This window comes from Pseudanabaena sp. UWO311 (assembly GCF_006937785.1).
GTDB lineage: Bacteria > Cyanobacteriota > Cyanobacteriia > Pseudanabaenales > Pseudanabaenaceae > Pseudanabaena.
The window spans coordinates 25,773-50,406 of record NZ_SJEE01000039.1 but is presented as its reverse complement, the minus strand read 5'-3'; the positions used below and the strand labels follow the sequence as shown (position 1 = coordinate 50,406).

At 40.8% G+C, this 24,634-nt stretch carries 24 protein-coding genes; 6 read left to right on the top strand and 18 right to left on the bottom strand.

Annotation, left to right across the window (positions count from 1 at the left end; all coding sequences use genetic code 11):
- Window positions 1-221: 221 nt before the first annotated feature.
- Window positions 222-2,009 (bottom strand): M48 family metallopeptidase, encoded by a 1,788-nt coding sequence (locus PseudUWO311_RS21335; protein WP_190303603.1) that lies wholly within the window; start codon window positions 2,007-2,009, stop codon window positions 222-224.
- Between the two features lie 287 nt (window positions 2,010-2,296).
- Here PseudUWO311_RS21335 and PseudUWO311_RS21330 point away from each other — a divergent pair, with 287 nt between their 5' ends.
- A complete protein-coding gene (locus tag PseudUWO311_RS21330) occupies window positions 2,297-4,774 on the top strand; it encodes a CHAT domain-containing protein (protein WP_142657243.1) in 2,478 nt (825 codons plus the stop codon).
- Window positions 4,775-4,917: 143 nt separating this feature from the next.
- Window positions 4,918-6,282 (top strand): TldD/PmbA family protein, encoded by a 1,365-nt coding sequence (locus PseudUWO311_RS21325; RefSeq protein ID WP_142657242.1) that lies wholly within the window; start codon window positions 4,918-4,920, stop codon window positions 6,280-6,282.
- Between the two features lie 65 nt (window positions 6,283-6,347).
- On the opposite strand, the gene PseudUWO311_RS21320 is transcribed toward PseudUWO311_RS21325, so the two are convergent.
- The 7 genes from PseudUWO311_RS21320 to PseudUWO311_RS21295 form a co-directional block, all read right to left on the bottom strand.
- A complete protein-coding gene (locus tag PseudUWO311_RS21320; RefSeq protein WP_142657241.1) occupies window positions 6,348-6,731 on the bottom strand; it encodes a pentapeptide repeat-containing protein in 384 nt (127 codons plus the stop codon).
- Between the two features lie 93 nt (window positions 6,732-6,824).
- Window positions 6,825-7,205: a hypothetical protein gene (locus PseudUWO311_RS21315; RefSeq protein WP_142657240.1), complete on the bottom strand. Its 381-nt coding sequence runs from the start codon at window positions 7,203-7,205 to the stop codon at window positions 6,825-6,827.
- Window positions 7,206-7,548: 343 nt separating this feature from the next.
- The gene (locus PseudUWO311_RS21310; RefSeq protein WP_142657239.1) at window positions 7,549-7,866 is read right to left on the bottom strand and encodes a type II toxin-antitoxin system RelE/ParE family toxin; all 318 of its coding nucleotides are present in this window, start codon (window positions 7,864-7,866) and stop codon (window positions 7,549-7,551) included.
- Window positions 7,863-8,129, bottom strand: coding sequence for a prevent-host-death family protein (locus PseudUWO311_RS21305; protein WP_142657238.1), 267 nt, complete (start codon window positions 8,127-8,129; stop codon window positions 7,863-7,865). The genes PseudUWO311_RS21310 and PseudUWO311_RS21305 overlap by 4 nt, the downstream gene beginning before the upstream one ends.
- Before the next feature lie 215 nt (window positions 8,130-8,344).
- Window positions 8,345-8,545, bottom strand: a complete 201-nt coding sequence (locus PseudUWO311_RS24500) for a PIN domain-containing protein (protein WP_223807676.1) — start codon at window positions 8,543-8,545, stop codon at window positions 8,345-8,347.
- Entirely contained in the window at window positions 8,517-8,726 is a 210-nt protein-coding gene (locus PseudUWO311_RS24495) for a type II toxin-antitoxin system VapC family toxin (protein WP_223807675.1), read from the bottom strand. Before PseudUWO311_RS24495 ends, PseudUWO311_RS24500 begins: the two co-directional genes overlap by 29 nt.
- On the bottom strand, window positions 8,723-9,031 hold the full coding sequence (locus tag PseudUWO311_RS21295) for a hypothetical protein (protein ID WP_223807674.1): 309 nt from the start codon (window positions 9,029-9,031) through the stop codon (window positions 8,723-8,725). The genes PseudUWO311_RS24495 and PseudUWO311_RS21295 overlap by 4 nt, the downstream gene beginning before the upstream one ends.
- A 115-nt stretch (window positions 9,032-9,146) precedes the next feature.
- On the opposite strand from PseudUWO311_RS21295, the gene PseudUWO311_RS21290 reads away from it, so the two are divergent.
- Window positions 9,147-9,347: a hypothetical protein gene (locus PseudUWO311_RS21290; protein ID WP_142657237.1), complete on the top strand. Its 201-nt coding sequence runs from the start codon at window positions 9,147-9,149 to the stop codon at window positions 9,345-9,347.
- Window positions 9,348-9,974: 627 nt separating this feature from the next.
- Here PseudUWO311_RS21290 and PseudUWO311_RS24675 read toward each other — a convergent pair.
- The 9 genes from PseudUWO311_RS24675 to PseudUWO311_RS21235 form a co-directional block, all read right to left on the bottom strand.
- A complete protein-coding gene (locus PseudUWO311_RS24675; protein ID WP_263403003.1) occupies window positions 9,975-10,106 on the bottom strand; it encodes a hypothetical protein in 132 nt (43 codons plus the stop codon).
- 350 nt (window positions 10,107-10,456) lie between these two features.
- Window positions 10,457-12,757: a serine/threonine-protein kinase gene (locus PseudUWO311_RS21270; protein ID WP_190303602.1), complete on the bottom strand. Its 2,301-nt coding sequence runs from the start codon at window positions 12,755-12,757 to the stop codon at window positions 10,457-10,459.
- A gap of 275 nt (window positions 12,758-13,032) precedes the next feature.
- A complete protein-coding gene (locus PseudUWO311_RS21265) occupies window positions 13,033-14,385 on the bottom strand; it encodes a methylglyoxal synthase (protein WP_142657235.1) in 1,353 nt (450 codons plus the stop codon).
- A gap of 443 nt (window positions 14,386-14,828) precedes the next feature.
- On the bottom strand, window positions 14,829-16,643 hold the full coding sequence (gene modB / locus PseudUWO311_RS21260) for a molybdate ABC transporter permease subunit (protein WP_142657234.1): 1,815 nt from the start codon (window positions 16,641-16,643) through the stop codon (window positions 14,829-14,831).
- Window positions 16,624-17,448 carry a molybdate ABC transporter substrate-binding protein gene (modA, locus tag PseudUWO311_RS21255; RefSeq protein ID WP_142657233.1) on the bottom strand — a complete coding sequence of 275 codons (825 nt, stop codon included), beginning with the start codon at window positions 17,446-17,448 and terminating at the stop codon, window positions 16,624-16,626. The genes modB and modA overlap by 20 nt, the downstream gene beginning before the upstream one ends.
- 57 nt (window positions 17,449-17,505) lie before the next feature.
- Window positions 17,506-18,579 carry a YhcG family protein gene (locus PseudUWO311_RS21250; protein ID WP_142657232.1) on the bottom strand — a complete coding sequence of 358 codons (1,074 nt, stop codon included), beginning with the start codon at window positions 18,577-18,579 and terminating at the stop codon, window positions 17,506-17,508.
- A 25-nt stretch (window positions 18,580-18,604) separates the two neighbouring features.
- Window positions 18,605-20,467 carry a hypothetical protein gene (locus PseudUWO311_RS21245; protein ID WP_223807673.1) on the bottom strand — a complete coding sequence of 621 codons (1,863 nt, stop codon included), beginning with the start codon at window positions 20,465-20,467 and terminating at the stop codon, window positions 18,605-18,607.
- Window positions 20,464-20,946 carry an ABC-three component system middle component 2 gene (locus PseudUWO311_RS21240; RefSeq protein WP_142657231.1) on the bottom strand — a complete coding sequence of 161 codons (483 nt, stop codon included), beginning with the start codon at window positions 20,944-20,946 and terminating at the stop codon, window positions 20,464-20,466. Before PseudUWO311_RS21240 ends, PseudUWO311_RS21245 begins: the two co-directional genes overlap by 4 nt.
- 1 nt (window position 20,947) lies before the next feature.
- Window positions 20,948-22,141: an ABC-three component system protein gene (locus PseudUWO311_RS21235; protein ID WP_223807672.1), complete on the bottom strand. Its 1,194-nt coding sequence runs from the start codon at window positions 22,139-22,141 to the stop codon at window positions 20,948-20,950.
- Window positions 22,142-22,558: 417 nt separating this feature from the next.
- On the opposite strand from PseudUWO311_RS21235, the gene PseudUWO311_RS21230 reads away from it, so the two are divergent.
- Window positions 22,559-22,840 carry a BrnT family toxin gene (locus tag PseudUWO311_RS21230; RefSeq protein ID WP_142657230.1) on the top strand — a complete coding sequence of 94 codons (282 nt, stop codon included), beginning with the start codon at window positions 22,559-22,561 and terminating at the stop codon, window positions 22,838-22,840.
- Window positions 22,833-23,105 carry an antitoxin gene (locus PseudUWO311_RS21225; RefSeq protein ID WP_142657229.1) on the top strand — a complete coding sequence of 91 codons (273 nt, stop codon included), beginning with the start codon at window positions 22,833-22,835 and terminating at the stop codon, window positions 23,103-23,105. The genes PseudUWO311_RS21230 and PseudUWO311_RS21225 overlap by 8 nt, the downstream gene beginning before the upstream one ends.
- Before the next feature lie 30 nt (window positions 23,106-23,135).
- On the opposite strand, the gene grpE is transcribed toward PseudUWO311_RS21225, so the two are convergent.
- Window positions 23,136-23,816, bottom strand: a complete 681-nt coding sequence (gene grpE / locus PseudUWO311_RS21220; protein ID WP_142657228.1) for a nucleotide exchange factor GrpE — start codon at window positions 23,814-23,816, stop codon at window positions 23,136-23,138.
- A 60-nt stretch (window positions 23,817-23,876) separates the two neighbouring features.
- Between grpE and PseudUWO311_RS21215 the strand changes: the two genes are divergently transcribed.
- Complete coding sequence (locus PseudUWO311_RS21215; protein WP_142657227.1) at window positions 23,877-24,536, top strand: DUF2834 domain-containing protein; 660 nt, start codon at window positions 23,877-23,879, stop codon at window positions 24,534-24,536.
- Window positions 24,537-24,634 lie beyond the last annotated feature (98 nt).

Here is a 24,634-nt window from a genome sequence, read left to right as displayed (position 1 = left end):
CTTTATTTTGCCATGCATTTAATATCTTGTGCCGTAAATCAAGCGAATATGCTGACATATTTTGTTTAACTTTAGTGATGCTTTAGATTACTAGACTTGTGGCGTGTTTGATCGGAATTTGCTGTAATTAACATCCATCTCCTCAAGGCGATCGCAAGTATCAAAGCGACCATATAAATAATTAAAAAAAGCCTTGCGTTGCAAGGCTTTTTTAAAGCAAATTAGAATGGAATCCGAAATACTCGACCGCCGCCAGTACTTTCTGTTACTTGCCAGACTAGCCCTTGATCGCCAGTATCTCGCCAAGGTTGTTGGAACACAGAAAGAGTGCCTTTAGCCGTTTCTCCTGCATTCACAACATTTTTGCCAGACGCACTGATGAACTGTGACGAGACCGTCTTTCCTTCAGCATTAGTTGTTTTCGCAAATATAGGTACAAATCCAAAGGACTGACCACTCTTGTTGACGATTTCTACATTCAGTATGTATCTCCCGCTCGACTCAACCTTACCGCCATCAATGTTAATGCTCACATTGTCGTTGGTTTGCCCAGCAGTCACAGACACTTTGCCTAGAGTTGGCTTGTTACTGGGCTTTGTAGTAGTTGGAGTCTCTGTAGGTTGATCTTTTACCTCAGCCTTACAAAATGCTCCACGCGCCGTAATTAGAGCTTCGATGTTCTCCAATGAGTAGCGATTGTAGTTGCGATTTTGAACAACTGCCTGCAAATATCTCGCTCGCTCCGAAGAAGCTGGATGGCTATCTAGCCAACCTGTTTGTTTGTTTTTCTCATAATTACGCCAGCGATCAAACACACGATATAGTCCATCAGCAGAATAGCCAGCCGAGGAGAGAATGCGAGTGCCTAAGAAATCGGCTTGTTGTTCCAGCGATCGCCCAAATGCGAGTTCTGGTTTGAGATACTCAAAAAATGTATTGATCAACCCAACTTTTCTTAAAGCTCTAGCTTTGGTTTCGGTGACAATTTTTTGATAGGAATGCGAAAAGACAGCGTGAGCAATTTCATGACTGAGAATACCCGCAAGTTCTGCTTCCGATTCCATGTCAGCGATCGCACCTGTATTGATGAAAATCTTGCCACCTGGCAAGGCAAAAGCATTTAGAGAATTATCCTGTAAGACAGTGAATTCATACTTAAAGTCATCTCGACCTGATAGCTTAGCCAGCTTCTGCCCAAGATTATTAATGTACTCTGTCAGCTTGGGATCGGTGACCAATACTGCATTCTCTTTAATCTCTTTGGCACTTTCTTCACCAAATCCTGACTCTCCTTTAAAAATCTGCTCCATAATTTTGCGATCGCCAGAAATTAGTGCTGTGACAAATGACTCATTTTTGAAGTCATTGATGAACTGATTCATGTAATCATCAGCTAGCTTCTTATATTTAGGAGCGTCAGGATGTTCTGGATAGTTAAGCGCAAACTGACGAGCAGCAATGGAAGCTTCTACCTCCATTTTTTTGGAGATGAGTAGTTTTAATAATGGCTCTAATAAATCCACACGGTCTGGATAAATGCCATAGGCTCGATCTAAGGTTGGGATTGCTTTTTCTGGCTGATTCCAGCGAATAGCGGCTTCCGCAAACTTAATATGCCCAGGAATAAATTCAGGATAATTGTCAGATAGCTTCTCTAGAGAAATTAATGCTTTGGTTGGCAGTCCATTCTCTAGTCCTTCTTCAGCATTTTGCCAATACACCTTAGCACCACTCGCCAAATTCTCCACATTTCTTGTAGGTGGATTGGGCGCAGCCACATTCGGAAGAGGCTTTTTCACAGATTGTTGTAATTTGATTGCTTCAGCGAGATTGTTGCTCTGAATCAATCGATCAGCCTGAATTAGCACAGCAATCCGTCTATTTCTTTCGATCGCTTCAGCATTGCCCTGAGAGATTTCGGGGATTTTGATGCAATTGCTTTGATTTTGAGTTTCAGCTTGACCAACAAAGAGAAATGAGAGCACTAAACCAACACAGAATAGTGACATCCATCTCAAGATTACTCGGCGATAGATGGAGAATATTGACACAATAAAATCCTTAAACTTATTAAATTACAGAGTTTTACAAATAAGTAAGTAGCTAGCAGCCTGTCGGAGAACCATCAACTGTAGGGTGTGTTAGCGATAGCGTAACGCACCAACTGCGTTTATTGAGTGCGTTACACTGACGCTAACACACCCTACGAGAGCTAAAACTTATCAAATTGTAAACAATTCTCAATTTCATATAAATGTACTACATTATTGAGTAACCTGCGCATAAATACAGCAATATGATCTTTAAGGCTTTACACAAAGGTTTCTGCTCATCTCTCGGTTTCCTCCCCATTGCTATTGGTATTTATACTGGAACTTGTTCCACTCCGAGCTTCATATCAGCGGCAACTGCGCAAATTGGCTTACAAGACAGTTCAGAAAATAATGTAAAGGCAAAGTCATCAGATGCTGACATTTTTCAAAAGAATGGAAATGATCTCCAGAAGAAAGGAGAACTCAACTCCGCGTTACAAGCTTTTCAACGATCATTGAAGATTAACCAAGAACAAAACGATCGCGATGGACAAGCCCAAGCCCTGAATAGTATTGCTTCTGTCTACAATGAACTGGGACAGTTTGTGAGGGCGATCGAGTCCTATGAACGCGCCCTAAAAATTAGCAAGGAAAGCAAAGATGCATTGGGCGAGAGTGGCATTCTCAACAATATGGGCATTGTCTATCGCAATTTAGGGCAATTTGATCGAGCGATCAAACTCTATCAAGAAGCTCTCAAGATTCAACAGAAACTTGGCGATCGCTTTGGTATTGCCAGAACAATCAATAACCTAGGACTGGTCTATCGCAACAACAAGGAATACGCTAGCTCTCTAGACTACTATCGACAGGCTTTAGCACTGACCAAGGAATCGGGCAAAAATCCCGCAGGCGAGGCTGTTATCCACAACAACATTGGATTTCTTCTGAATGAGCGTGGGCTTAATGCTGAGGCATTCAAAAGCTATCAACAATCCCTAGAAATTAGTCAGAAGCTTGCCGATCGCGTCAATGAAAGTGTCACCCTCGGAAATATCGGGCTTCTCTACATTAGTCAAGGGCAATTTGACGTAGCTTTAGGTTATTACCAACAGGCTCTAGCTATTAGTCGCCAAACAGGCGATCGCGCTGGTGAGGCAAAACTCTATCAACACATTGGTACGCTCCTCAAAGAACGGAAGCAAAATATTTTAGCGATCGCCTATCTCAAGCAATCGGTCAATATTTATGAAGAGATTCGCAAGGATCTTAACTCTCTAGCGCGGCAAGAGCAAAAACTCTATGCCGACACGATCGCACCAGTATACCGTCGCCTTGCGGATCTGCTTTTGCAACAGGATCGAGTAATCGAAGCGCAGCAGGTACTTGATCTATTAAAAGTGCAAGAAATGGATGACTACCTCAAAAATGTGCGTGGTAATGAACAAACCGCCAAGGGAGTAGAGTATCAGCCTGTAGAGAGGCAAATGATGGCTCTGAATATCGAACTTTCAGATTTGCAAGTACTGGAAAGCCAAGGAAAGCTGACTCTTCCACAAAAGGAACGATTAACTACTTTAGTCAATCAAGAGAAAGAAGCTAATCGTCAATTCAGTGCTTTTTTGAATAGTGCGGAAGTCCAAAAGCTAACAACTGAGTTGAATAAAGACATCCAGCAGCAAAATGTTGATCTTAAGGCTATAGTTGGTTTGCAAAAAGAACTCAAGCAGTTAAATGCAGCAATTATCTATCCACTTGTGCTTGAAAGCCGTCTGGAGATTGTATTAGTCACGCCTTCGGCTCCACCAATACATCGCACAGTTCAGGTTAGACAAAGAGATCTCAGTGCTGCTGTTGAGAAATTTCGGGCAAATTTAATAGATAGTAGTAATTTCGATTTCAAAGATTCTTCCCAACAGTTTTATAAATGGCTAATTGAACCGATCGCAGCTGAATTGCAACAAGCAAATGTGCAGACAATCATTTATGCCCCTGATAGTCGATTGCGATATATCCCCATCGCAACACTCTATGATGGCAAGCAGTTTCTAGTTGAGAAATATAGCATCAATAACATTACGGCAAGTTCACTGACAAATTTTAATCGCCGTGGAGTCAATCAGCCTAAAGTTCTAGCGGGTGCTTCAACAATCGCCCATAGTGTCACTGTGCTGGGTAAACCTATTTCCTTTGGTGCTATTCCAGCCACCAAACAAGAAGTTAAAAACATTGCCAAAATATTCCCATCTGTGACGGAGCTAGTTGACTCTAACTTTACAAAACCTACAACTAAGACAGGAACTGATTCTCATACCATCATTCACTTAGCAACTCATGGGTCATTTAATACAGGTACTCCAGATGAGTCTTTTCTGATCTTTGGCGATAGCGATCGCTTGACATTGAAAGAGATTGATACTTGGGTACTCAAGGGTGTGGACTTGGTAGTTTTGAGTGCTTGCGAAACAGGAATCGGCGGTAAGTATGGCGATGGGACAGAAGTACTTGGCTTAGGCTATCAATTTCAGCATGTCGGGGCGAGGGCAGTGATTGCGTCACTATGGACAGTTAGTGATGGCGGAACGCAGAAGCTGATGGATGCCTTTTATGCCAATCTTAAGAAGGGTGTTTCCCCTACGGAGTCATTACGTTTAGCCCAAATATCATTAATCCGAGGCGGCGAACCATTTGATCATCCTTATTTTTGGTCTGCATTCTTTCTGATCGGCAATGGGCTATAAAAAGAAAATAGGCGGCGCTTTGCGCCGCCTATCATTAAAAAGCACAAAATGGCTTTGCCATTTTGTGCTTTGGGATAAGTGCCTATAGCTATAGTTGCTAGAATGTAACAATCAACTAAAAAAGAAAAAAGATTAAAAGGTTTATGTCATCAGCGCTCAGTGTAGAACAGTTAGTCTCAGATGCTAAAGAGACAGCAAACAAGCTAAAGATTAACAAATTTGATATTTATGGCGCGATCGTCGATGAAACCAGCGCCGAAGTCGATAGCGGCGCACCCAAACAGGTGTCAGCCTCCAACCGCGCTAGCATCACCGTGCGAGTTTGGAACGATCACGGCACTGTGGGCGTTACCTCTACCACCAATATCGATCGCATCGGACTAGAACTTGCTCTCCAAAGTGCCCACGAAGCAAGTTTCTTTGGCGCTAAAGAAAATATCCCTGATTTTAGTCCCGAAGCGATCACAGATATCCCTCCCCGCGCATCACAAACTTCACCACAAACAGCGATCGAAAAACTAGTCGAAACCCTTTTGGTTGCCGAAAAGGAATTATTGGCAAAACATACTGCGATCGCAGGTGTTCCCTACAACGGCTTATCTCAGCGTGATATCAGTCGCTTCTATTTGAACAGCGCTGGCGCAATGCGAAATGAGAGTAGTTCACTTAGTTCTATTTATCTCTATACCAAAACTGAAGAAGAAGGTAGAAAACCTCGCAGCGGCGGTGCATATCGCGTAAGCCGTAGTTTTGAAAATCTAGATGTCAAGGGTTGCGTTGAGGAAACAGCAGAAAAAACGATTAGCCACTTGAATTACGACAAAATCAAATCTGGTAAATATTTAGTTGTATTCTCTCCTGAAGCATTTTTGAGCTTAGTTAGTGCTTTCTCAAGTCTCTTCAATGCTCAGAGCATTCTTGACAAAAATAGTCTCTCCAATCCAGAATCCATTGGCACACAAATTGCTTCACCCCTTCTAAATGTAAGCGATGATGAGCTGCATATCGGGAATGTGGGAGCATCAACATTTGATGGTGAAGGAACTCCTACTCGTCGCACTCCTTTAATTATGAATGGAGTGTTAACTAACTTCTTGCACAGTTCTGTGACAGCGAAACGCTTAAATGCCAAGCCCACAGGTAATGGTAGCGTTGGCGCAAAGGTTTCCGTTAGTCCTAATTTTTTCCATATTGAACGTAGTAGCGAGGCGAATGCATCCAATCAGACAGTTTATGATTTGGCAACTGCTGAGAACGTAATTTTAATCGACGATTTACAAGCGCTTCATGCAGGTGTGCAAGCATCTCAAGGTTCATTCTCCTTGCCATTCGATGGCTGGCTAGTCAATAAAGGCGATCGCATCAGTGTCGAATCGGCAACTGTAGCAGGTGATATTTTAGAACTGCTAAAGGCGATCGTTTATATCGAACCAGAAGTAAAAATTACACCTTCAGGTGTAGCGCCACAGATTTGGGTAGAGGGGCTATCAATTACAGGCGAAGCTTAAAAACCAAAAAGTGTGAGTCGGTGCTTCGCGCTGACTCACACTTTTTGACGCTTTGCGTCCCTTTTCTATGTTTTCGCGTTGTATAAATTGGCATTTCCCATTTGAGCACCCTCAAAAAGTGCCTCCTGTAAATTAGCCCAACTTAAATTTGCCCCACGTAAATCTGCCCCACGTAAATCAGCTTTGCGTAAATCAGCCCCCTTGAAATTCGTATGGCGCAAATTTGCCCGATGTAGATCAGCATTAGTCAAATTGGCATAGCTCAGATCTGCGCCAGTGAGATTAGCTCGACAAAGTTTTGCGCTAGCCAAGTTAGCTTTGCTCATAAGGGCATGGCTAAAGTCAATCTTGTGAAGATCGATCGCTTGTAAATCTACTCCCACGAGAACAACGTTAGAAAATACTTTTTGCCCCGTTCGATATTTTTGCAAAAATTCTTTAGCGTCCATTTAATTGATTAGCCTTGGCAAAAGCCCATTAGTTATTGCACAAACAAATCCCTAAAAGCCTTGCTTAGCTGGGTTTTTAGGGATTTATGTAAATCAACCTTCAAATGAATCAAGATCTAATGCTGCGGAGCCACCCCGTTCTAGTTCAACCAACATTTGCCCTAGTTGCCGCCAAACAAGGAGCGCTATACCGATGGTGACCGGAATCGCGACGATATAGCCAAATAGAGTCGGGAAACCAAATACCTCTAATCCTGTTGACATGAAGACTGCAATGCTGATTGTCATGCCGAGATAGGGGACTTTGATGCTGGCACTTTTTAGTTCTAGCATAGTGCGAGAAGACTTACTGCTTGACCAAGCATTAACAAGATTGCGCAAAGTTACTTCAAACGATCGCCCACAGGCGAGTCCAGCAACGAGGGAAATAGCAAACAAAAAATATGGAGGATCAGTAGGAAAGTAGTAATTCACAAGATTGGATAAAAATTTTAAAGTGTGTTTTTAATATTAAGCCTAATAGTAGGGCAAGGTACATAATCATATTTACTGATTCCAGCCTTTTGATCCCCAAAAAACTCTTTATCCCAAATCTCAAAAACCTTGCTAGGTTGATTAATATTAAACTTTTCAAATCAAACAGAGATCGTCCCAATCTTTCTGTTAAAACGAAGATCGCAACTCACCTCCAATCAAACAGCGATCACCTATTTTCTCAGATACGCTAAATGTTCAAAGCGATCGCCCTCTCATTCCACAAACCAGCGATCTCAAATCATCTCAAAAATCAAACAACGATCGCCTTCAACAATAACTATCATTCAAAACTCTCACCTACATAGGATTGGTGGCTATGGCGAACATGAATAATTGCTATAACTTCTTTCTCAACGACAAACAAAACTCGATACTTCTTTCGTTTACCAATCAAAAGCTGACGAATTTCACGACCAACTATTGAGGCTTCTGGTGCGATAGGACATCGCTTTGGGAATGTTTGTAGTGAAGTGATCGCGTCTTGAAGTTCGTAATACCAATTGTTGGCTATATCAGCGCTTAGGTTGTCGCACATCCAGCGATAGGATGTTTCAATTTCTTGAAAAGCAGTAGGTTGAATGAGGATTTGGCAACTCATGGACGAGGGGGAATGCTTAGTTTTTGCTGTAAACTTGCCAATGCTTGTTCGGCAGGAATTCCCTTCCCTTGGTCAAATTCGTCTAGCCCTTTGCGAATTCCTACTATCGCTTCTAGATAATCAATCCGTTCTAAAAGTTCGCGGTATGTTGCTAATGGCATTTTTGTCGGCGATTTGAGGGATTTGACAAAGCCAAATAGGTCTTCTATCTGTTCGTTTGGTGTGCTATTAATTTCTTGTAATAGTAATTCTTTAAGTGTCATTACAGTTTACAGGTGAGGATTATTTTTCGATTATAGCGTTTATATACTGATGTTTTTTAATATGAGATCGCAACTCACCTCAAATCAAACAACGATCGCCTATTTTGTCAGATATATACGCTAAATGTTCAGAGCGATCGCCCCCTCATTCCACAAACCAGCGATCGCAACTCCCCTCAAATAAAACAGCGATCGCTAATTTCACAACGCGATAATCACCAAATGACTGAACATTCGTAACTTTTAAAAACTGAATCTCGGCTAACTAACGTTGCATTTTCAACTTTAGATTGAGCTATGAGCATTCTATCAAAGGTATCTTTATGTTGCAGTGGTATAGTTTTTAATTCCAGAATATGAGGAAGTGCTACAGATATTAAACTGATATTATTTCGCTCCTGCTGAATCTTTAGCATAAGTTCTATCTCTGAGAGTAAGTTTGCCTAACTGAATTTTGATTTGCATTTCCCATAGACTGACCACGCTAAGAATTACTTCATTATCGGGATCTTGAAGTAAGGTCAGGGTGCTTTTGGTAATGTACTCTGGTTCGCTATGCCACCACATGAAGGCGTGGTTATCCAACAATAGTTTCATGATTCCCCAAGCCAAAATTCATCGGGTAATGGATCGTCAAAATCAGCAGTAAATATACAAGATCCTAAGCCAAGTCCTGCTTGGCGTAGCTGTTTAGCTGAAGAGTTTTGAGGCTTTTGATTAATCTTTATTTCTACCCATTGCAATAGTTGTGTGGCTAGTTGAATTTGCTCCTGAATGTCTAAATTTTTAGCTTCGTTTAAGAGTTCTTTTAATGGCATATAGTTGGCTACCTTACAAGATACCGATTTAATCATTTTAGCGCGATCGCCCACTAATTCCACAAACCACAAACTAACGCTCACCTATTTCCTCTGACACACTAAATGTTTAAAGCGATCACCCCCTCATTCCACAAACCAACGATCGCAACTCACCTCAAACCAAACAACGATCGCCTATTTTTGTCAGATACGCTAAATGTTTAAGGCGATCGCCCTCTTAATTCCACAAGCCAATGATCGGATCTCATCTCAAATCAAACAGCGATCGCCTATTTCCTCAGACACGCTAAATATTCAAAGCGATCGCCCCCTCATTCCACAAACCAACGATCGCAACTCATCTCAAATCAAACAGCGTTCAGCTATTCATAATGACTCCACATCCGATAGATTTTGATCAATTTTTCTGATTCAAAGATTTCGAAAACTATCCGATACTGTTTGTTGATTCGGCGACTGATTAGCCCTTTCATGCCTCCTTTTCAAAATTCATAATCTGGCGGATATTGTAATGGGTCTTCTTCAATTATTTTGATGAGTTGCAGAACTTTGGGCTTCAATCCAATGGAAGCAAGCTTTTTGACATCCTTTTGAGCTTGCATCAAGGAAACTATTTCGTATATTACCAATCCAGTTTATCTAGAGTTATGCATTGTTCAATGGTTTCAGTACGAGCTGAATTGATACTTTGAACCATTCCTTCAATTCCTCTAAGATATTCATCATCACTGATGTAATCGGATTGGTCTAAAATTTTAATTTCGTCTCTAGAGAAGCGATCGAGTAACCATAGAAATTTGTAGCTAGCGCTATCATCAATTTGTAGGGTGATTGTCCGCTGCTCTTTGATGATGCCGATCCTAAGAATTGAGCAACGCCTTAATAAATGACGTGTCTAGCAATAATCGCTCTCGCATAACGCATTCTCAGTCTGACGTTTAGAAGTCCCGTACAAATAATGATCATGTTCCGCCGACCAATCTTCAGGAGCCTCAACCGTTCCCGTCAAATTCTCTAATAAATTCTAAGCATTTTGAACAGGAGCAACTTCTTCTGGAACAATCGTAATTAAATAGCGCTTATTTCGCTCAAGTTTAAGCGGCTTATCTGGTGTAAGCACCGACCCATCGAAAGTAACTGATAGCAGTTCATTCATAACAATGTTTTTAACGTCAGTTCGGGATAAGAAAGGCTGAATCCTATATCTATCAAGTGATATTCTCTAGAGCGATGCTGAAGCAGTCAAAAATCGTGGCTTTCACTTTAAACTCTTTGTTGCCAAGTAAAAAGCACTGGTTTTATAGATGTCTTTTCTCCTTGCAGGGACTACTATAGAGCGTGATATTGAGTTAAATCCTTATCCCGAACTCACGTTTTTTAGTAGGCTACATTTACCATCTTATATCCTATCGAATAGCCGATGAATATAAGGTGGTAAATGTAGCGATCGCAATTAGTTATCCAGCAAATTCTGAGGATAAAAGGCGTTCGCACATTATCCCAATGTCAAGCAAACTGACAAGTATCGTCATCATTGTTGCGAGAGAGCGTACTTGGTTGTGTAAAGTCAGTATCTTCCGATGGGGCTTGCTTACCTTCCGCTGGATGTAGCATTGATTTAGCTTCAAGCTGATCGTATAGAGTCTTGACTACTTGGAGAATATAACTAGCCGACTGATCGTAGGCGCTGGGTTCACTTAGCGATCGCGCTATTTGCCAAATCGATCTTTCAGCTTTCTCAAAGGAAGGATAGGCATAAAATAATTGTCTTAGCAATCCATCTAGACGATGAGATCCCAAGTCATGCCAATTATCGCGATCGGGATCAAAGGGATAGTAAAGTACCGAAAATAGTAGAATTTTTGCACGCATAGAACTCGTAAATCGCATTAGTTCTAATCGCAAATCAAATAAGTCTAAGGCTATGCGTGGATCAAATGGAATTTTATTGTGACTTTGATTGTTTAAGGGAAAGCTATATTGATTGATAATTGGCGCGATCGGAGGAGCGATCGCCTCAAGATTATTCGCCTCATTGAGATCGGGATAGAGCAGTTCCAATTTAGTAAGTAACAGATTACCGATTACGATATATTCCGCAGGTTTGGAAACCCTTTGAACTGCCTCTTGGAGCAAAGCCTGTAATTGTAGAAAAGTGGGCATAAATGAGACTAGTTCTCTTAAGAGACTTGCCCAGTCAATACTATTTAATTGACGCAAATCGCTTTCCCAAACATCTTGATAGGTATACAACAAAAGCTTTTTGAGTCGCATTTGCTGTGCATCTATATCAATGTTATGCGCTACCAATGCATAAATGTCAGAGTTGTCATCTAGATAGGGGTCGTTGAGCAGTGATAATTCAGCTTCAGTAAAACCAGACTGAGTCTCCGATGGAAATTCTGCAACCAACGATTCGTTTAGAGACTCTTCTACCAATCTATTTTGAGAGGTGTTAAGTGGAGCAATTAGTTGTGCCGAATCTGCATTAATTACTAGATGACTTACTGAATAAGCAAGTGACTGACTATATTTTTGAGGGTTTGGATTGAACTGAGAAGAACTTGTCGGCTCAGCAATGATTGATAATGGTAATTGTTGATAAAATTTGGAAGCTACATTAAAAACTATTTTGGCAACAATCAAATATTGGCGCTGTTTTTGAACAGCGATAGTTTTGACAGCCTTTACTAAGTTCTCCTTCAAAGCTTCAATAGTTGGATATTGTTGATATAAATCTTCTAGAAGCTCTACAAAACTGAAGTTGTTTAAGCGGTTAAGATCATTTTCTAAAATGCCAGTACATACCAGACATATTAATTTCTTTGCCCGAACAGGGTCTTCACTCATCTCAAGGTCATCGGACACTTCATCGATCAGCTTTGCTTGAGGACTCTTAGTAGTCTCTTGAGGAGAATTTGCGATCGCTGGCAACTCACCAAGGTCTAGTGTTTTAAGTTCGCTAAAAATAGTCTGCGCTTGAGATTGCATTAGTAGAGGTTGCAGTGCTTCCAATACTTCATTTGCTGATTGATAGCGTTGACGAAAATCAAAGCGCACCATTTTATCAATCACATCTGCCAATGTTGGCGTGACTTTAGCGCGATCGCGCCAGCAAAACTCACTGGTAATTGGATCTTCGGGAATTTGGTTTGGTAATAGTCCTGTTAGTGCTTGAATGGAAATCACCCCGATCGCATAGATATCACTAGCAAACATGGTCTTGCCGCTATATTGCTCGTTGGGCATATACCCAGGTGAGCCAATTACTAAACTTGAAGTATGTCCTAACTGACTAATTGGCTGAGTGCTAACTTCTTTGACTGCTCCAAAATCAATCAAGACAATTTTTTTGTCACTAGCACGACGGATCAAATTACTAGGCTTAATATCGCGGTGAATGACCTGTTGGCGATGCACAAAATCGAGGGTGTGCAAAATATCGGTGAGAAAATCAATCGTGTATTGCTCTCCCAGACATTCACCACGCTTAATTTCTTGAGTTAATACATTACCTTCAATCAATTCCTGAGCCAGAAAAAATTCTTCGTCTTCTTCAAAGTGAGCCAACAAACTGGGAATACATTCATGTCGTCCTAATCGATACAGTACCTTTGCCTCGTTATCGAATAGTTCACGGGAGATTTTTAAAATTTCTGCTTGCGATGACGCAGGCTTAAGCTGCTTGATCACACAGGTAGGGCGATCGGGCAGATATCCATCTTCGGCAATAAAGGTGTGGCTAAAGCCGCCGCCGCCAAGTTGCTTGACGATTTTATAGCGCCCAGTCAGGGTTTTACCGAGCATAGTCATTTCAGCTATTACTAACTTGAATATTTTGGCATTTCCTTAACGTCCTAGCAAGTTAATTTTCGCAATTGCTTACAAAATATTTAGAATTGTATGACAATGCAAGTTTGACTTACCGCAATTTGCTTTCAGCCCCGCCACAAATAAGAATATACAAACCATTGCGGAGCTTCGCCCTGCGCCCATTCTTGGGGGGTGTGCTCGAACACTACTTTAAAACCCAAAAGAGAATGGTGGTGCTTCGCACCATTCTCTTTTGGGTTTTGATTTGCCTAACTACTTAATTCAACTGCTTTTCTTACTGGAATCAAACTATTAACTAATGGAGCAAAAAGTGTCAATCCGTCTGGGATGCATACTATTTCTACTGGAGTTGTCCCGATAATCTCGCCATCCACTACTACTTTTTGGGGCGGAGTTGCCGTAACCTTGATTTTATTCGTTCTGAAGCAGACCAAGACTTCGTTCTCGATCGGAGTTTTGACTAATGCAGAAGTAAACAGCTTGCCGATTACATCGATCGCTAATAGGCGATCGGAAAGGTTGAGACTCTCATTTTTGGAAATAGCGATCGTCACATCAAGTAAACCATCGTTGGGAATTACCTCCCCAAATCCTTGAGCTAGAACTGAAGTCGGAGGGGCTGCATTAGCAATAGTCATCGCCCCACATTGAAATTGAGTAACTGAGCCATCAATCTCAACTTCGACAGCAAAAAGTTTCTGTTCTAATAGTTGCTGTGCACCTGCGAGCAGATAAGCAAAAGCTCCCAAAAGATTCTTCATCTCTCGATCTGCGCGTTGGACAGTTTCAGCTTCAAACCCAATGCCAGCAAGCAAAATCATCGGGGAATCATTACAGCGAGCGGCATCGACAATGCAAGTATTACCCGTGAGAATGTTCTCACAAGCTGGCTTAAGTCCCGTCGGAATTCCCAATGCTACAGAGAAGGCATTGGCAGTGCCTCTGGGAATAACACCAAGGGGAATATCCGTGCCAATCAACGCATTTGCAACTGCGGAAATTGTGCCATCACCACCAGACGCGATAATGAAATCAGTGTCTGGGGATGTCGATTTACGCTTCTGAATTGCCGCGATCGCAGCTTTAGCTTGGTCAGCAGGATTAACATCGGGCTTTGTAAAAATAACCTTCAGTTGAATCTGAGGCTCTAAAATTTGACGAATCATGGCAAGATCCCAATCGGGATTTCCTTGTCCTGCCACAGGATTAAAAATCAGATGGGCAACAAGGCGTTTGCCTAGCGATTGCAGCACAGCATCTGCCGTTGCTAGGTTAGTTGCTAGGGGAACGTTATAGATTTTGCATACCCTTAATAAAGGGAGAAGATTAGAACCAAGCAATTGAATATGATCGGGATCGAAGAGCCAAATGACCGCAGCAACTTCTCCCGCAATCACACGAGCAGCAATTTCAATATCCCCACCGTCATGCTGCGATCGCACTAGCTCGATCTGAAGACCAGTTGAGGCTTGAATCTGTTTCCCCGTATTGGCTGTTGCAATGCAATGATAGCGAGATAATGTGGCTTGGTGCTTTTGCGCCAAAGTAACTATGTCAGATTTTTGAGAGTCATGGGCGATGAAAGCAATCGAGATTGACATGTTATTGTTCGCCAATTCATGGCTTTCAGTATTGGCTCATGCACATTTTAACAAGGTTGCAACAAATTAGCTCTTTAACCCTAAAACCAAAATTTCAAGATCAAAGATCTCGTGCTCATATTTTGAAGTTAAGCGATCGCTAAATTATGATGATAAATAGCGCCGTCCCAGATTAAGGCAATCAGCTTGCTTTTATTCTGACTCTGTAAATATTTCAGAAAAGCAACAGTACCATCAGAATTACCTTTACTAACCGCTTGAATTACTCATTCCTGTGTATAAAGGTTCTCAGCCCCATAATGGTGTCAGTTTTTTATACGTAGCAATGTAAGAGATAGCTAGGACAAATCAAAACCCAAGTAAGTGAAGGCGGCACGAAGTGCCGCCTTCACTTACTTGGGTTTTATGTCCTAAGCAAACCTTACATTTCTATATATGAATTTTCAGACCAAAAATAGTTGTTCGGGATCGAGATAAACTTGCCATGGTTGAGAATATTGCTTAATAACAAACCACTTCTCTTTAAACACTTCTGCTTGTAGATGGTAGTCCCAATCATGTTCAGGTGGAGCATTTAACTTGATGTATAAAGTCATTCGGTGCGGTGTTTCCGTAGTACGAACTAACCAGCAGGGAATCGTATTTGATAAAGAGTTTTTAACTGACTTGTCTAAAAATGCGATATGGTGAGCGCGAATTCCTATATGAGTTAGTAAGTTTGAACCTGTGTAGTTGACTTGCAGTTTACATTGCCAGTCTAGAGCATTAACGATATTTGGCGAGATCGCCTCAATCCGTGAAAAGTTTTTACAACCTGTAAGCCTTGCTGTTTCCAGATTAGAGGGATTTTCGAGGACATCGGACTTCTCGCCATATCTCATGACATGACCGTGATCTAAAATCAACAGATTTGTGCAGATGCGATAGGCTTCCTCAATGTTGTGGGTGACAAATAGTGTCATCCCTTTATAGTTGCTAAGCACCGAAATTAGCTCCCGTTCCATTTGACTACGAAGGTGGGTATCCAACGCCGAAAATGGTTCGTCGAGCAGGAGAATATCGGGCTGACTGACGAGCGCTCTGGCGAGGGCTACCCTTTGCTGCTGCCCCCCTGAGAGTTGATGCGGATAGCGATCGCCAAATCCCTGTAGCTCAATGCTATGTAATTGTGCAGCAACTTTTTGCTTAATTTGTAAGGCAGTTAATCCTTTAGACAAGCCAAAAGCAATATTTTGCGCGACAGTCAGATGCGGAAAGAGTGCGTAATTTTGAAATAGGAAACCAATATGGCGATCGCGACTAGGTAAATTGATTTTCTGCTCACTATCAAATAAAACCTTACCATTGATGGCAATTCGCCCACTTGATGGAGGTTCCATCCCCGCAATACACTTGAGCAGCATACTTTTGCCTGTACCCGAAGCTCCCAAGATACCGATGGATTGATCAACACAGTGCAAAGCAATTTGCAAATCAAACTCAGGTAATTGCTTCTCAATATCGATTACCAAACCCTCTTGATAATTCGTAATTCGTAATTCGTAATTCGACTGAACTTTTTCCTTTTTCCTTTTTCCTTTTTCCTTTTTCAGTTCTCTCTTATTTGACCAGAGATGAGCAATAGCGATCGCCGAAAAAGACATCGACAAAATGATCCCCGTCCATAGCCAAGCTTCTTGGTTTGCTCCCGCTTCTACAGCAGCATAAATGGCAAGGGGAATCGTGGTGGTTTGCTTAGGAATATTACCCGCCAGCATTAAGGTTGCGCCAAATTCACCTAAACCTCTGGCAAAGGCAAGCATTGCTCCTGCTAAAACTCCAGGAAAGGCAAGAGGTAATGCTATTTGCCAAAAGACTCGCAATTCAGAAGCGCCAAGGGTTTTCGCGGCTCGCAATAAATTTTCATCCACTTGCTCGAATGCACCTTGAGCAGTTTTATACATTAGAGGGAAAGTAACTACTACTGCCGCGATTACCCCTGCATACCAAGTGAAAATAATATTGAAACGGAAGAGTTGTAAAAACTTTCCCATCCAGCCATATTGTCCAAATAATTGCAGTAGCAGAAAACCAACGACAGTGGGCGGTAACACCAGTGGGGCAAGAAAAATGCTGTCAAGTACTGTTTTCCATTTACCGCGATATTCAAGAAGGCGATAAGCTGCGGTAACCCCTAAAAAAAATGTAAAAAAGATGGCGGTAGTTGCCACCTTTAGGGAGATCCAAAATGGAGAGAAATCAAAGGGTACTGAATCCATATTTCTCAAAAATAGTCTTGGCTGGTTCGCTGGATAGAAATTCTAGATAGGATTTGGCGCTTGGTTGGTTGGTGCTTTTTTGGATAACGGCGATCGGATAGACAATCGGTTTATGAAGTTTAGCATCAATGACTTGGACTACTTTAACTTTAGTGGAAGTTTTCGCATCGGTTACGTAGACAATTCCTGCTTGAGCATTGCCAGATTCCACAAATTGCAGCACTTGCCGCACGTTATTCCCTAAGACAAATTTTGACTGAACATCTTGTAATAGTTCTAATTTAGTCAAAGCTTGTTCGGCATATTGACCTACAGGAACACTCCGAGGATCGCCGATCGCAATTCGTTCGATATTAGCGCTGCTTAAATCTTTTAATTCTTTAGCATCGCCTTTATCCGCAGGAACGATTAGCACTAACCGATTGCTCAATAAATCGCGGCGGGTATCAGCAATGATGAAGTCTTTTTTTTGCAATTCATCCATTTGCTTAGATGCCGCAGAAATAAAGACATCAACGGGAGCGCCGTTAATGATTTGTTGTTGTAAGTTGCCTGAACTTCCAAAGTTATTGCGAATGGCGACATTAGATTTAGCTTTGCTATAGAGAGGTGTGATTTCTCCTAATGCTTCCTTGAGACTTGCTGCTGCTGAAACTGTTAATTGAACGTTCTCTTGTTTAAGATTTGGTAAACTTGCGGGTGTATTTCCCTGTTCAATCGTTGGTGAGAGGAAGCTACATCCCGCGATCGCGCAAAGCGTGACAAAGATCAGAGAGAAAAAAGTGATAATTTTTTTCTTATTCATGGGAAACACTAGTGGAAATATTTTTTTAGCTCGCGTAGGGTGTCGTCAAAAACTCGATCAATCTTGTTCTGATGAAGGTAATCGCCGACGTGCTGAGGTGATCGCTTGTTGGAGTTTTGCTTGAAGCAATTCTTTGGATGGTAATACAGTGAGGTATTCGGCGACATGGATACCGCTTTTGTCTAGTTCGAGTAATTCAATTTGTTCTTGTTTTTTACCTGCACATAAAATGATTCCTAATGGTGATTGTTCATCGCTCTCTTGGTCATATTTAGCAAGCCAACGTAAATAAAGTTCCATTTGGCTTTTATATTCGTGGCGAAAGTTGCCGAGTTTGAGGTCGATCGCGACAAGGCGTTTGAGTTTGCGGTTATAGAACAGCAAGTCAATATAAAAGTCGTCGTTATCAATTTGGATACGTTTTTGCCTCGCGATAAAGGTAAATCCTGCGCCAAGTTCTAGTAAAAATTTCTCGATATCTCGCAGGATGGCATCTTCGAGGTCTTTTTCATGGTAGCGATCGCTTATATCTAAAAAGTCTAGGATGTAGGGATCTTTTAGCAGTAGATCGGGGGATATTTGCTTGTTTTGGCGTAATTGTTCTAAATCATGGTTAATGGTTTCTTCAGGCTTTCGAGAGATGGCGGTGCGCTCGAATAGCATGGAGTTGATGCGTTCTTGTAGTTGGCGCACACTCCAATTTTCTAATTTCCCAATCTCGATATAAAACTCGCGTTTAAGCGGATCGTCAATGTAAATCAATAAGCGTAGATGTGACCAACTAAATTGTCTACACAGTGTGTAGACAATCTGATCGTTAGGAAAAGTTTGTGCAAGACGAAGACAATGCCTTAGTTGTTTTTCGCCCCAGCCTTTACCGTAGGCTTGAGTTAGCAGTTTTGATAAAGATACGATAATCTGTTTGCCATACTGAGCGCGTTGACCTTGTAGTATTTCAGTCTGGATATGTTCACCGACTTGCCAATAGAGAAGGGTTATTTCAGAATTGATGGCAACGGCAGCGCGTTGTTTGGCGGCATCAATAAGCTGACGAATTTCGATAAATAGCACAAACGCTATTTCTTGGATGTTTGGTGTAGTTTGTGGTGAGTTGCGCTCGGCTTCGTTCATATAGACTTACAATGTGTCACTGAATTTAAAGAGGAAAAAAGCCATAGCGTCCCTCGTTAGGATTCTTGGTAAATACAGTTAAAGTAATCCTTTCTATGACATCAGATGGAGGATGTTCATTCTCAAGAATTATTATTTGACTATCGCTGTGATTTGTCGCTAAGTACTCATAGAATCGAACTTTGAGATCTGACCCTTGTAGGCTATCCTCTGAGCTTTCTGGTTTGTAATATGCTAAAAGAGGCGAATCTAGAACTACAAAGCCTGGATGTGATAAATTTTTCTCTTTACAAAATTCCATAAGACCTATAGTCATAGCTGCGTGAGTAATAGCTCTTAATCCTTTTCCTCTACTTGTACGAGGTTGTCCATTTATAACAAGATCTTTACTAGAATCGTCGAAATATACTCTATTAGGATTAGGAAAATTCCAAGCTTGAAGTATATTCTGTACTTTTTCGGCAAAAGCATCAAGCAAGGATTTTGAAAGATCTACATGCGAACTCACAACAATAGTTGACTCCTCTGTCTCTACACAAAGTGTAGCCTTCTTATCTTGTAGCTGCTTGATTCTGTCGAATAAACCAATAATACGCTCCATTTCACTAGACTGTTTGACAATCTCACTAAAGGTATTTTGAGCATCTTTTAGAGGTGCAGTAATTTCTTGTATTTCCTGATTGAGCAATTGCAAGTCAGTCTCAAGCTGTTCTTCTTGTGTGATAAGTGACTCAGACTCAATACTCAGATCGGATGTCGTTTGATCGAGTTCAACTGCCAGTTTTTCCACCTTAGCAATCTCAGCAATTGCAGCACGGATTACGCTCTCGACATCACCATCACAAGCTTCGACTTGATGTTGCTCATCAGGCATCACCCCACAAAGAGGGCAGGGAGTTTGTTCTAAATAGACAAAAAGAGAACCAGATTCTTCAATTGCACTAAGACGTTCAATATCTATTTGATAATGTTCCTTGAGAAGCTCAAAACGTGATAAAAGTCCATAAATTTCATTGATTCGAGCAGATAATCTGTCTAGCTGTCTTCTAATTTCATATCGATGATCTTGCTTGATATCTAATTCGCGTTGTGTTTGATCGAGGATTTCTTGTTGTGTGTCAGAATATTCTTGTAGTTGCGATAGTCGATCTTCAGCCGCAGTGCGATTAATTCCAAGGTTATTGATTTCGGTTTGTAATTCTTCAACCATCTCATCAATAAATTCAATCTTAGCATTATTGTTCTGCCTAGTAACTGCCATCTCATTACGTGTTTCTGCTAGAGTTACCAAGGCACTATCATCTACACCAGTGAGCAGCAACTTAAATACCGAATAATCTTTAGTCCTGTCTGCGTATTGTCCAGACAATATAGGTGATATTTCTTTCGTTATATCGCTTTCTCTAACTAAAATTAGTCTCGCAAGTTTCCGAAAGCTAAGACTAATTGTATTTCCCTGCTGGTTTGTTCGGACGTACTTTTCTGCAAGATTGATGATAGACAACAAGTAGGTTGAAAGTGTATCTAACTTTCCATGTGCATGTTGCTGACGTAGAATAGTGCTTACTTCAATATTAGGTGTATCTGATAGCCAATCCCCTTCAAATCGGCGAAAATCAGCGCCACCAGTACTTCTTAAAAGAGTAAAGATTTCATTGCTTGCAGTTTGCAATACGAGTTTCACCTGATCATACCCAGCTCGTTCAGGAATATCTCTCAGAGGTCCTTTTGCCCCAAGAAGAAAATCGATAGCATCTACAATGAATGATTTCCCAGTATCTGAAGCCCCACATATAACATTTAAACCACCTTGAAACTCTAAAGAAGCTGGAGATCTACCTGAACTATTAAATGAGAGACCTCTCAATTGAAGGGGATTCCAAGTCATAATCTACGACTCCCCGCCCTCTCAAACGACTGGAACTGAGTAGACCACTCCTCAAAGAATTGACGCTCTACTAATTTTAACTCTTCATGCGTTGACTCACCAAATCTCTCTACTACCCACTCTGCACGCTCTTTAAGTTTTGTAATATATTGAGAACTTAGCATTGAAAGGAAAGCTCCAGCATTGTCAGTAACAACATACTGAAAGCCACTTGATGTAGATAGCTTCTGTATAAGTCCACGGCTCATCATCAATAAAAGTCCTCGCTCAATTAAGTCTCGTCTTATAGTTAGTTCACCTGATCGCAATGGAAGTGGAGCATGTAAGCTTTTTGGTCCATTTTCAACATCACCTGAGTGTACAGATAGGTAGTCAAAAAAGACTAGGAATTGGAGGTCAAGAGATTTAGGAAACATTGCTGTTAAGATAGCCAGAGATCTGATTCCTGTCTCAAGTGGACTATTAAATGGTGATGACATCTCAGACCTCCGCGCTTATGGGAACCCAAAATAGTTGATCTTCGTTAGCAAGTTGATGGCAAATACCTTGTTTATCTTGTACCTGAACAACAATTGTAAGTGGATTTGATGATGTTGAAATATTTGCAGCTTGGGTGACTGTTGCTTTCATCCGATCTAAACCATCTTCATAACTACTTTCGCAAACATCGATTACACCATATAGGATTTCTTTTTGTAATCTGTCGAATGTGCCATCAGGGACATTATCACGAGCAAAATTACGAAGAGATTCTGCATGGTAAAAACGCTCTCGTTGCCTTAAAAAATCTTTACTTAGTTGTAAGGAAAGATCTGAAACATCATTCACAGGCGTTTTGAGTTTATCACTATAGGCACTGAATAATTGCTTAATATAGCGACTTTCTGTTTCCTCATGTTCTCTTGGAGGAGGCGTAACTGTTGGTCTAGGTCGTAAACCTCCACCAAATCTGACTGAGTGGAAGTGTGTTTTTGCATGTCCATTTATTAGCTCTAAAACTGATTTTGATGAGAAAATTGAAAAATCAAAATTTTCAAACCAGATAAGTAATTCACCTGATAATTCAATGGTTGCAGTTTCTGTTATTTTTTCTTGACAATATTTTTGCCAATTATTTCTCGTTTCTTCTTTTAATTCTTCTGGCTTATTAAGTAGCTTACCAAGTTTAGTTCCTATATCACGAGATGAAACAAAGTAGTATTTGCGTGGAGGTGGATACTCTTGTTTGTAAGAGTAATAAATAATTTTTCCGATCTCGACCCAAATATCAGTTGGAGTGAGGGGCTTTTCGTAATGTTTACATTGATAATTGTCCCATCCACCCTCTAAGCCCTTTTCATTAATAAAACCAGCAACATCTACTCCCTGATCCCCCGATCCAGAGTAGCGTCTAACCTTAAAATATGAGTCTTCCAATGAGCTTACCCATTCTTCTGTAAACGATTCCCATTCTGACGGAGAGAAGAGATTTACTCGACTAACCTTGGGAATTGGAATGCCAGCATGGATATGTTCTGCTGATGGGTAATCTATTGCAGGCTTTGGAGATATAAGTTTCAGGTCTTTGTCCAAAATCAAATGTCGTAACTCCGTACATGATTTATATATGAACTTAAATTTTATTGTAAACGAGAGTGTCAAATCACAAAAAATATTTTTAACTGATTTTTTCAAGTGAAGCCATCTTACTGAAATTATTGATCGCCTTTTGTAGAGATTATTGGTGCGATCGCCATGCTGAAATAGAGATCGCAGTTTATAGAAAATATTTAGTGCGATCACATTGCAAAATTAGCGATCGCCATTTGTAGAGATTGTTAGTGAGATCGCCTATTTCTACCTAACTCATATTCTGACTTGTGAGGCGATTATTTTTGTCTATAAGACCATGCTAGCGATCGCACTTGATGATGACAAAAGGCGATCGCCCCCAAACGAGTAAAGCTTATAATAAGTACAACTCATAGATAATTCATCAACACTCAAACCTATGCTGCAACTCCAAGAACAATATATTGCTAATGCTCAAGGCGATCGCATAGCCTGTAGTAACTTATCAAAAGCTACTTGAACACACTCGTATATCCCAAAATGAAATTTTACTCTTGGAATCCCGACAAGAACAAACTACTTCAACAAGAGCGTGGCATTAGCTTTGAGGAAATCGTATTTCATATTCAATCTGGTGATGAAATTGAAATTTTTGACCATCCCAACCAAGAGCGCTATCCTAATCAAAAAATATCTGCCGTTGTTGTTGAAGGATATGTTTATTTAGTTCCTTTCGTTGAAACTGAAGAAGGCATCTTCTTAAAAACAATTATCCCCAGTCGCAAAGCTACCAAAAAATATCTAGGTGAAACCAATGATTAATCTCGATCTAGAAGAACAAGAAATTTTAGAAGCCTTTGAAAGCGATCGCCTAACTAGAACATCAAACTGGCAGCAAGAACTAGAACAGCATAAACAAATCGCATCTGCAACCTTTGCCCAAAACAGTACAATCAACATCTTTGTTTCTGAGAAAGACCTGCGATCGCTACAAAAACGTGCTTTAGCAGAAGGTATTCCCTATCCATTATTTGTCTCCAGTATTCTACATAAATTTATTGAAGGTAAGTTAGTAGAAGTTTCTTGATCGCGCTTGATAATGTCAAAAGGCGATTATTTAAATTGCGATAGAAACTCTCGCCCGATATAGCAACTTTTCGCCTTGCATATAGCCAACATACCGCACGATCGCAATATCCCCTTCTTTGATCTCATCACTTCCTTCCATTAATTGATGCTTCTGAGAATCAAAATTAACTTCTTTCCCTACTGCACCGATCGTAGTAATCCCCCATTTTTGCAAAAGTGCATCTATAGGACGTAATAGAGGCAAAATATTTTTCGCTAGCATATTTGGGTTTTGCTGAGCAGCATATGCCGCCGATGGTAATTGCAAAATTAGAGATTCCAATTGTTGAATAGCGTCTCGTTCAAACTGCGATCGCAACTCAAATTTTTGCAACTCAAGTTTTTGCTGCAAACGTTGATATTCTTCGCGCAAGGCAGCAATCTCTGAAATTGGAGACTCTGGATTATTTGAATTGCGGATAAACTTAGCAATCACTTCTGTTACTTCAATTTGGAGTACTTCCGCTAACTTCGCTAAATCGGCATATCTTAAAGTCGCCGCATTTCTCTTGCGCAGCGTATCGATCGCACGCCGTGATATACCTGTACGCTCACTTAGTATTTGAAAACTAGATATACCAACTTGCTTCATGAGCAGCCGTAATATTTCAGTGCGATCGTCCATAGCCTGATTTGATAAATTAGTAATGAAGATGCTTGTTCTCAGCATCGCAGATCTATGCTGACTATTGTACTATCATCGTTTTCTTAGCTTTTTGAATAATTATCTATGCCTAATAATCTTGGATTCTGGTTAATTTGGATTTTATTTGTGGTTTATGCATTCATCTTTGCTCCACCCGATCGCCCTGACACCATAACCCTGATCCAAAAACTAATTGCAGGTGATTGGCAAGGTACTAATGCTTATATTGTGGCGCTTTTTAATTTGATGGGTGTTTTTCCTTGCATTTATGCTTGTATGCTGGCTAGCGATGGACAAGGACAAAAAATACCAGCTTGGCAGTTTGCAGGACTTTCATTCTTTTTAGGTGCATTTGCACTTTTGCCTTATTTTGCTTTGCGAGAGCCAAATCCCACATTTGTCGGTAAAAAAAACTGGAGTGTGAAGATTTTGGATTCACGCTTTGCGGGGATTGGGATTAGCGCGATCGCTATTTATTTTTTGCTGTACGGTTACGCTAATGGTAATTGGGCTGATTTTATCCAGCAATGGCAAACCAGCCGATTTATCCATGTGATGAGTTTAGATTTTTGTATGTTGTCGCTGATGTTCCCTTGGTTGCTCAGTGACGATATGGATAGACGCGGCATGACTGACGATCGCTTTTTTTCATTTATTGCTCTCATCCCACTAGTTGGAGCTTTAATTTATCTATGCTTGCGATCGCCTCTTATCGAAAGCGAGCAAGAGGTAACAACAGCTTAGGCAATTTTCAAGAGAAACCCTATGCGTAGGGGCAGGTTTTGGAATAAATCTATGGGTAAACCATTGACTTACTGCTAAACCTGCCCCTACATGGATTT

Coding starts and splice junctions, on each gene's coding strand:
- PseudUWO311_RS24495 (WP_223807675.1), bottom strand. CDS start 8,726: ATGAAACTATTGTTGGATAACCACGCCTTCATGTGGTGGCATAGCGAA.
- PseudUWO311_RS21240 (WP_142657231.1), bottom strand. CDS start 20,946: ATGTCATCACCATTTAATAGTCCACTTGAGACAGGAATCAGATCTCTG.
- PseudUWO311_RS21335 (WP_190303603.1), bottom strand. CDS start 2,009: ATGTCACTATTCTGTGTTGGTTTAGTGCTCTCATTTCTCTTTGTTGGT.
- PseudUWO311_RS24675 (WP_263403003.1), bottom strand. CDS start 10,106: ATGAATGAACTGCTATCAGTTACTTTCGATGGGTCGGTGCTTACACCA.
- PseudUWO311_RS21215 (WP_142657227.1), top strand. CDS start 23,877: ATGCCTAATAATCTTGGATTCTGGTTAATTTGGATTTTATTTGTGGTT.
- modB (WP_142657234.1), bottom strand. CDS start 16,643: ATGGATTCAGTACCCTTTGATTTCTCTCCATTTTGGATCTCCCTAAAG.
- PseudUWO311_RS21325 (WP_142657242.1), top strand. CDS start 4,918: ATGTCATCAGCGCTCAGTGTAGAACAGTTAGTCTCAGATGCTAAAGAG.
- PseudUWO311_RS21250 (WP_142657232.1), bottom strand. CDS start 18,579: ATGAACGAAGCCGAGCGCAACTCACCACAAACTACACCAAACATCCAA.
- PseudUWO311_RS21320 (WP_142657241.1), bottom strand. CDS start 6,731: ATGGACGCTAAAGAATTTTTGCAAAAATATCGAACGGGGCAAAAAGTA.
- PseudUWO311_RS21290 (WP_142657237.1), top strand. CDS start 9,147: ATGTTTAAGGCGATCGCCCTCTTAATTCCACAAGCCAATGATCGGATC.
- PseudUWO311_RS21305 (WP_142657238.1), bottom strand. CDS start 8,129: ATGACACTTAAAGAATTACTATTACAAGAAATTAATAGCACACCAAAC.
- grpE (WP_142657228.1), bottom strand. CDS start 23,816: ATGCTGAGAACAAGCATCTTCATTACTAATTTATCAAATCAGGCTATG.
- modA (WP_142657233.1), bottom strand. CDS start 17,448: ATGAATAAGAAAAAAATTATCACTTTTTTCTCTCTGATCTTTGTCACG.
- PseudUWO311_RS21225 (WP_142657229.1), top strand. CDS start 22,833: ATGATTAATCTCGATCTAGAAGAACAAGAAATTTTAGAAGCCTTTGAA.
- PseudUWO311_RS21330 (WP_142657243.1), top strand. CDS start 2,297: ATGATCTTTAAGGCTTTACACAAAGGTTTCTGCTCATCTCTCGGTTTC.
- PseudUWO311_RS21265 (WP_142657235.1), bottom strand. CDS start 14,385: ATGTCAATCTCGATTGCTTTCATCGCCCATGACTCTCAAAAATCTGAC.
- PseudUWO311_RS21310 (WP_142657239.1), bottom strand. CDS start 7,866: ATGAGTTGCCAAATCCTCATTCAACCTACTGCTTTTCAAGAAATTGAA.
- PseudUWO311_RS21245 (WP_223807673.1), bottom strand. CDS start 20,467: ATGACTTGGAATCCCCTTCAATTGAGAGGTCTCTCATTTAATAGTTCA.
- PseudUWO311_RS21270 (WP_190303602.1), bottom strand. CDS start 12,757: ATGCTCGGTAAAACCCTGACTGGGCGCTATAAAATCGTCAAGCAACTT.
- PseudUWO311_RS24500 (WP_223807676.1), bottom strand. CDS start 8,545: ATGCTAAAGATTCAGCAGGAGCGAAATAATATCAGTTTAATATCTGTA.
- PseudUWO311_RS21230 (WP_142657230.1), top strand. CDS start 22,559: ATGAAATTTTACTCTTGGAATCCCGACAAGAACAAACTACTTCAACAA.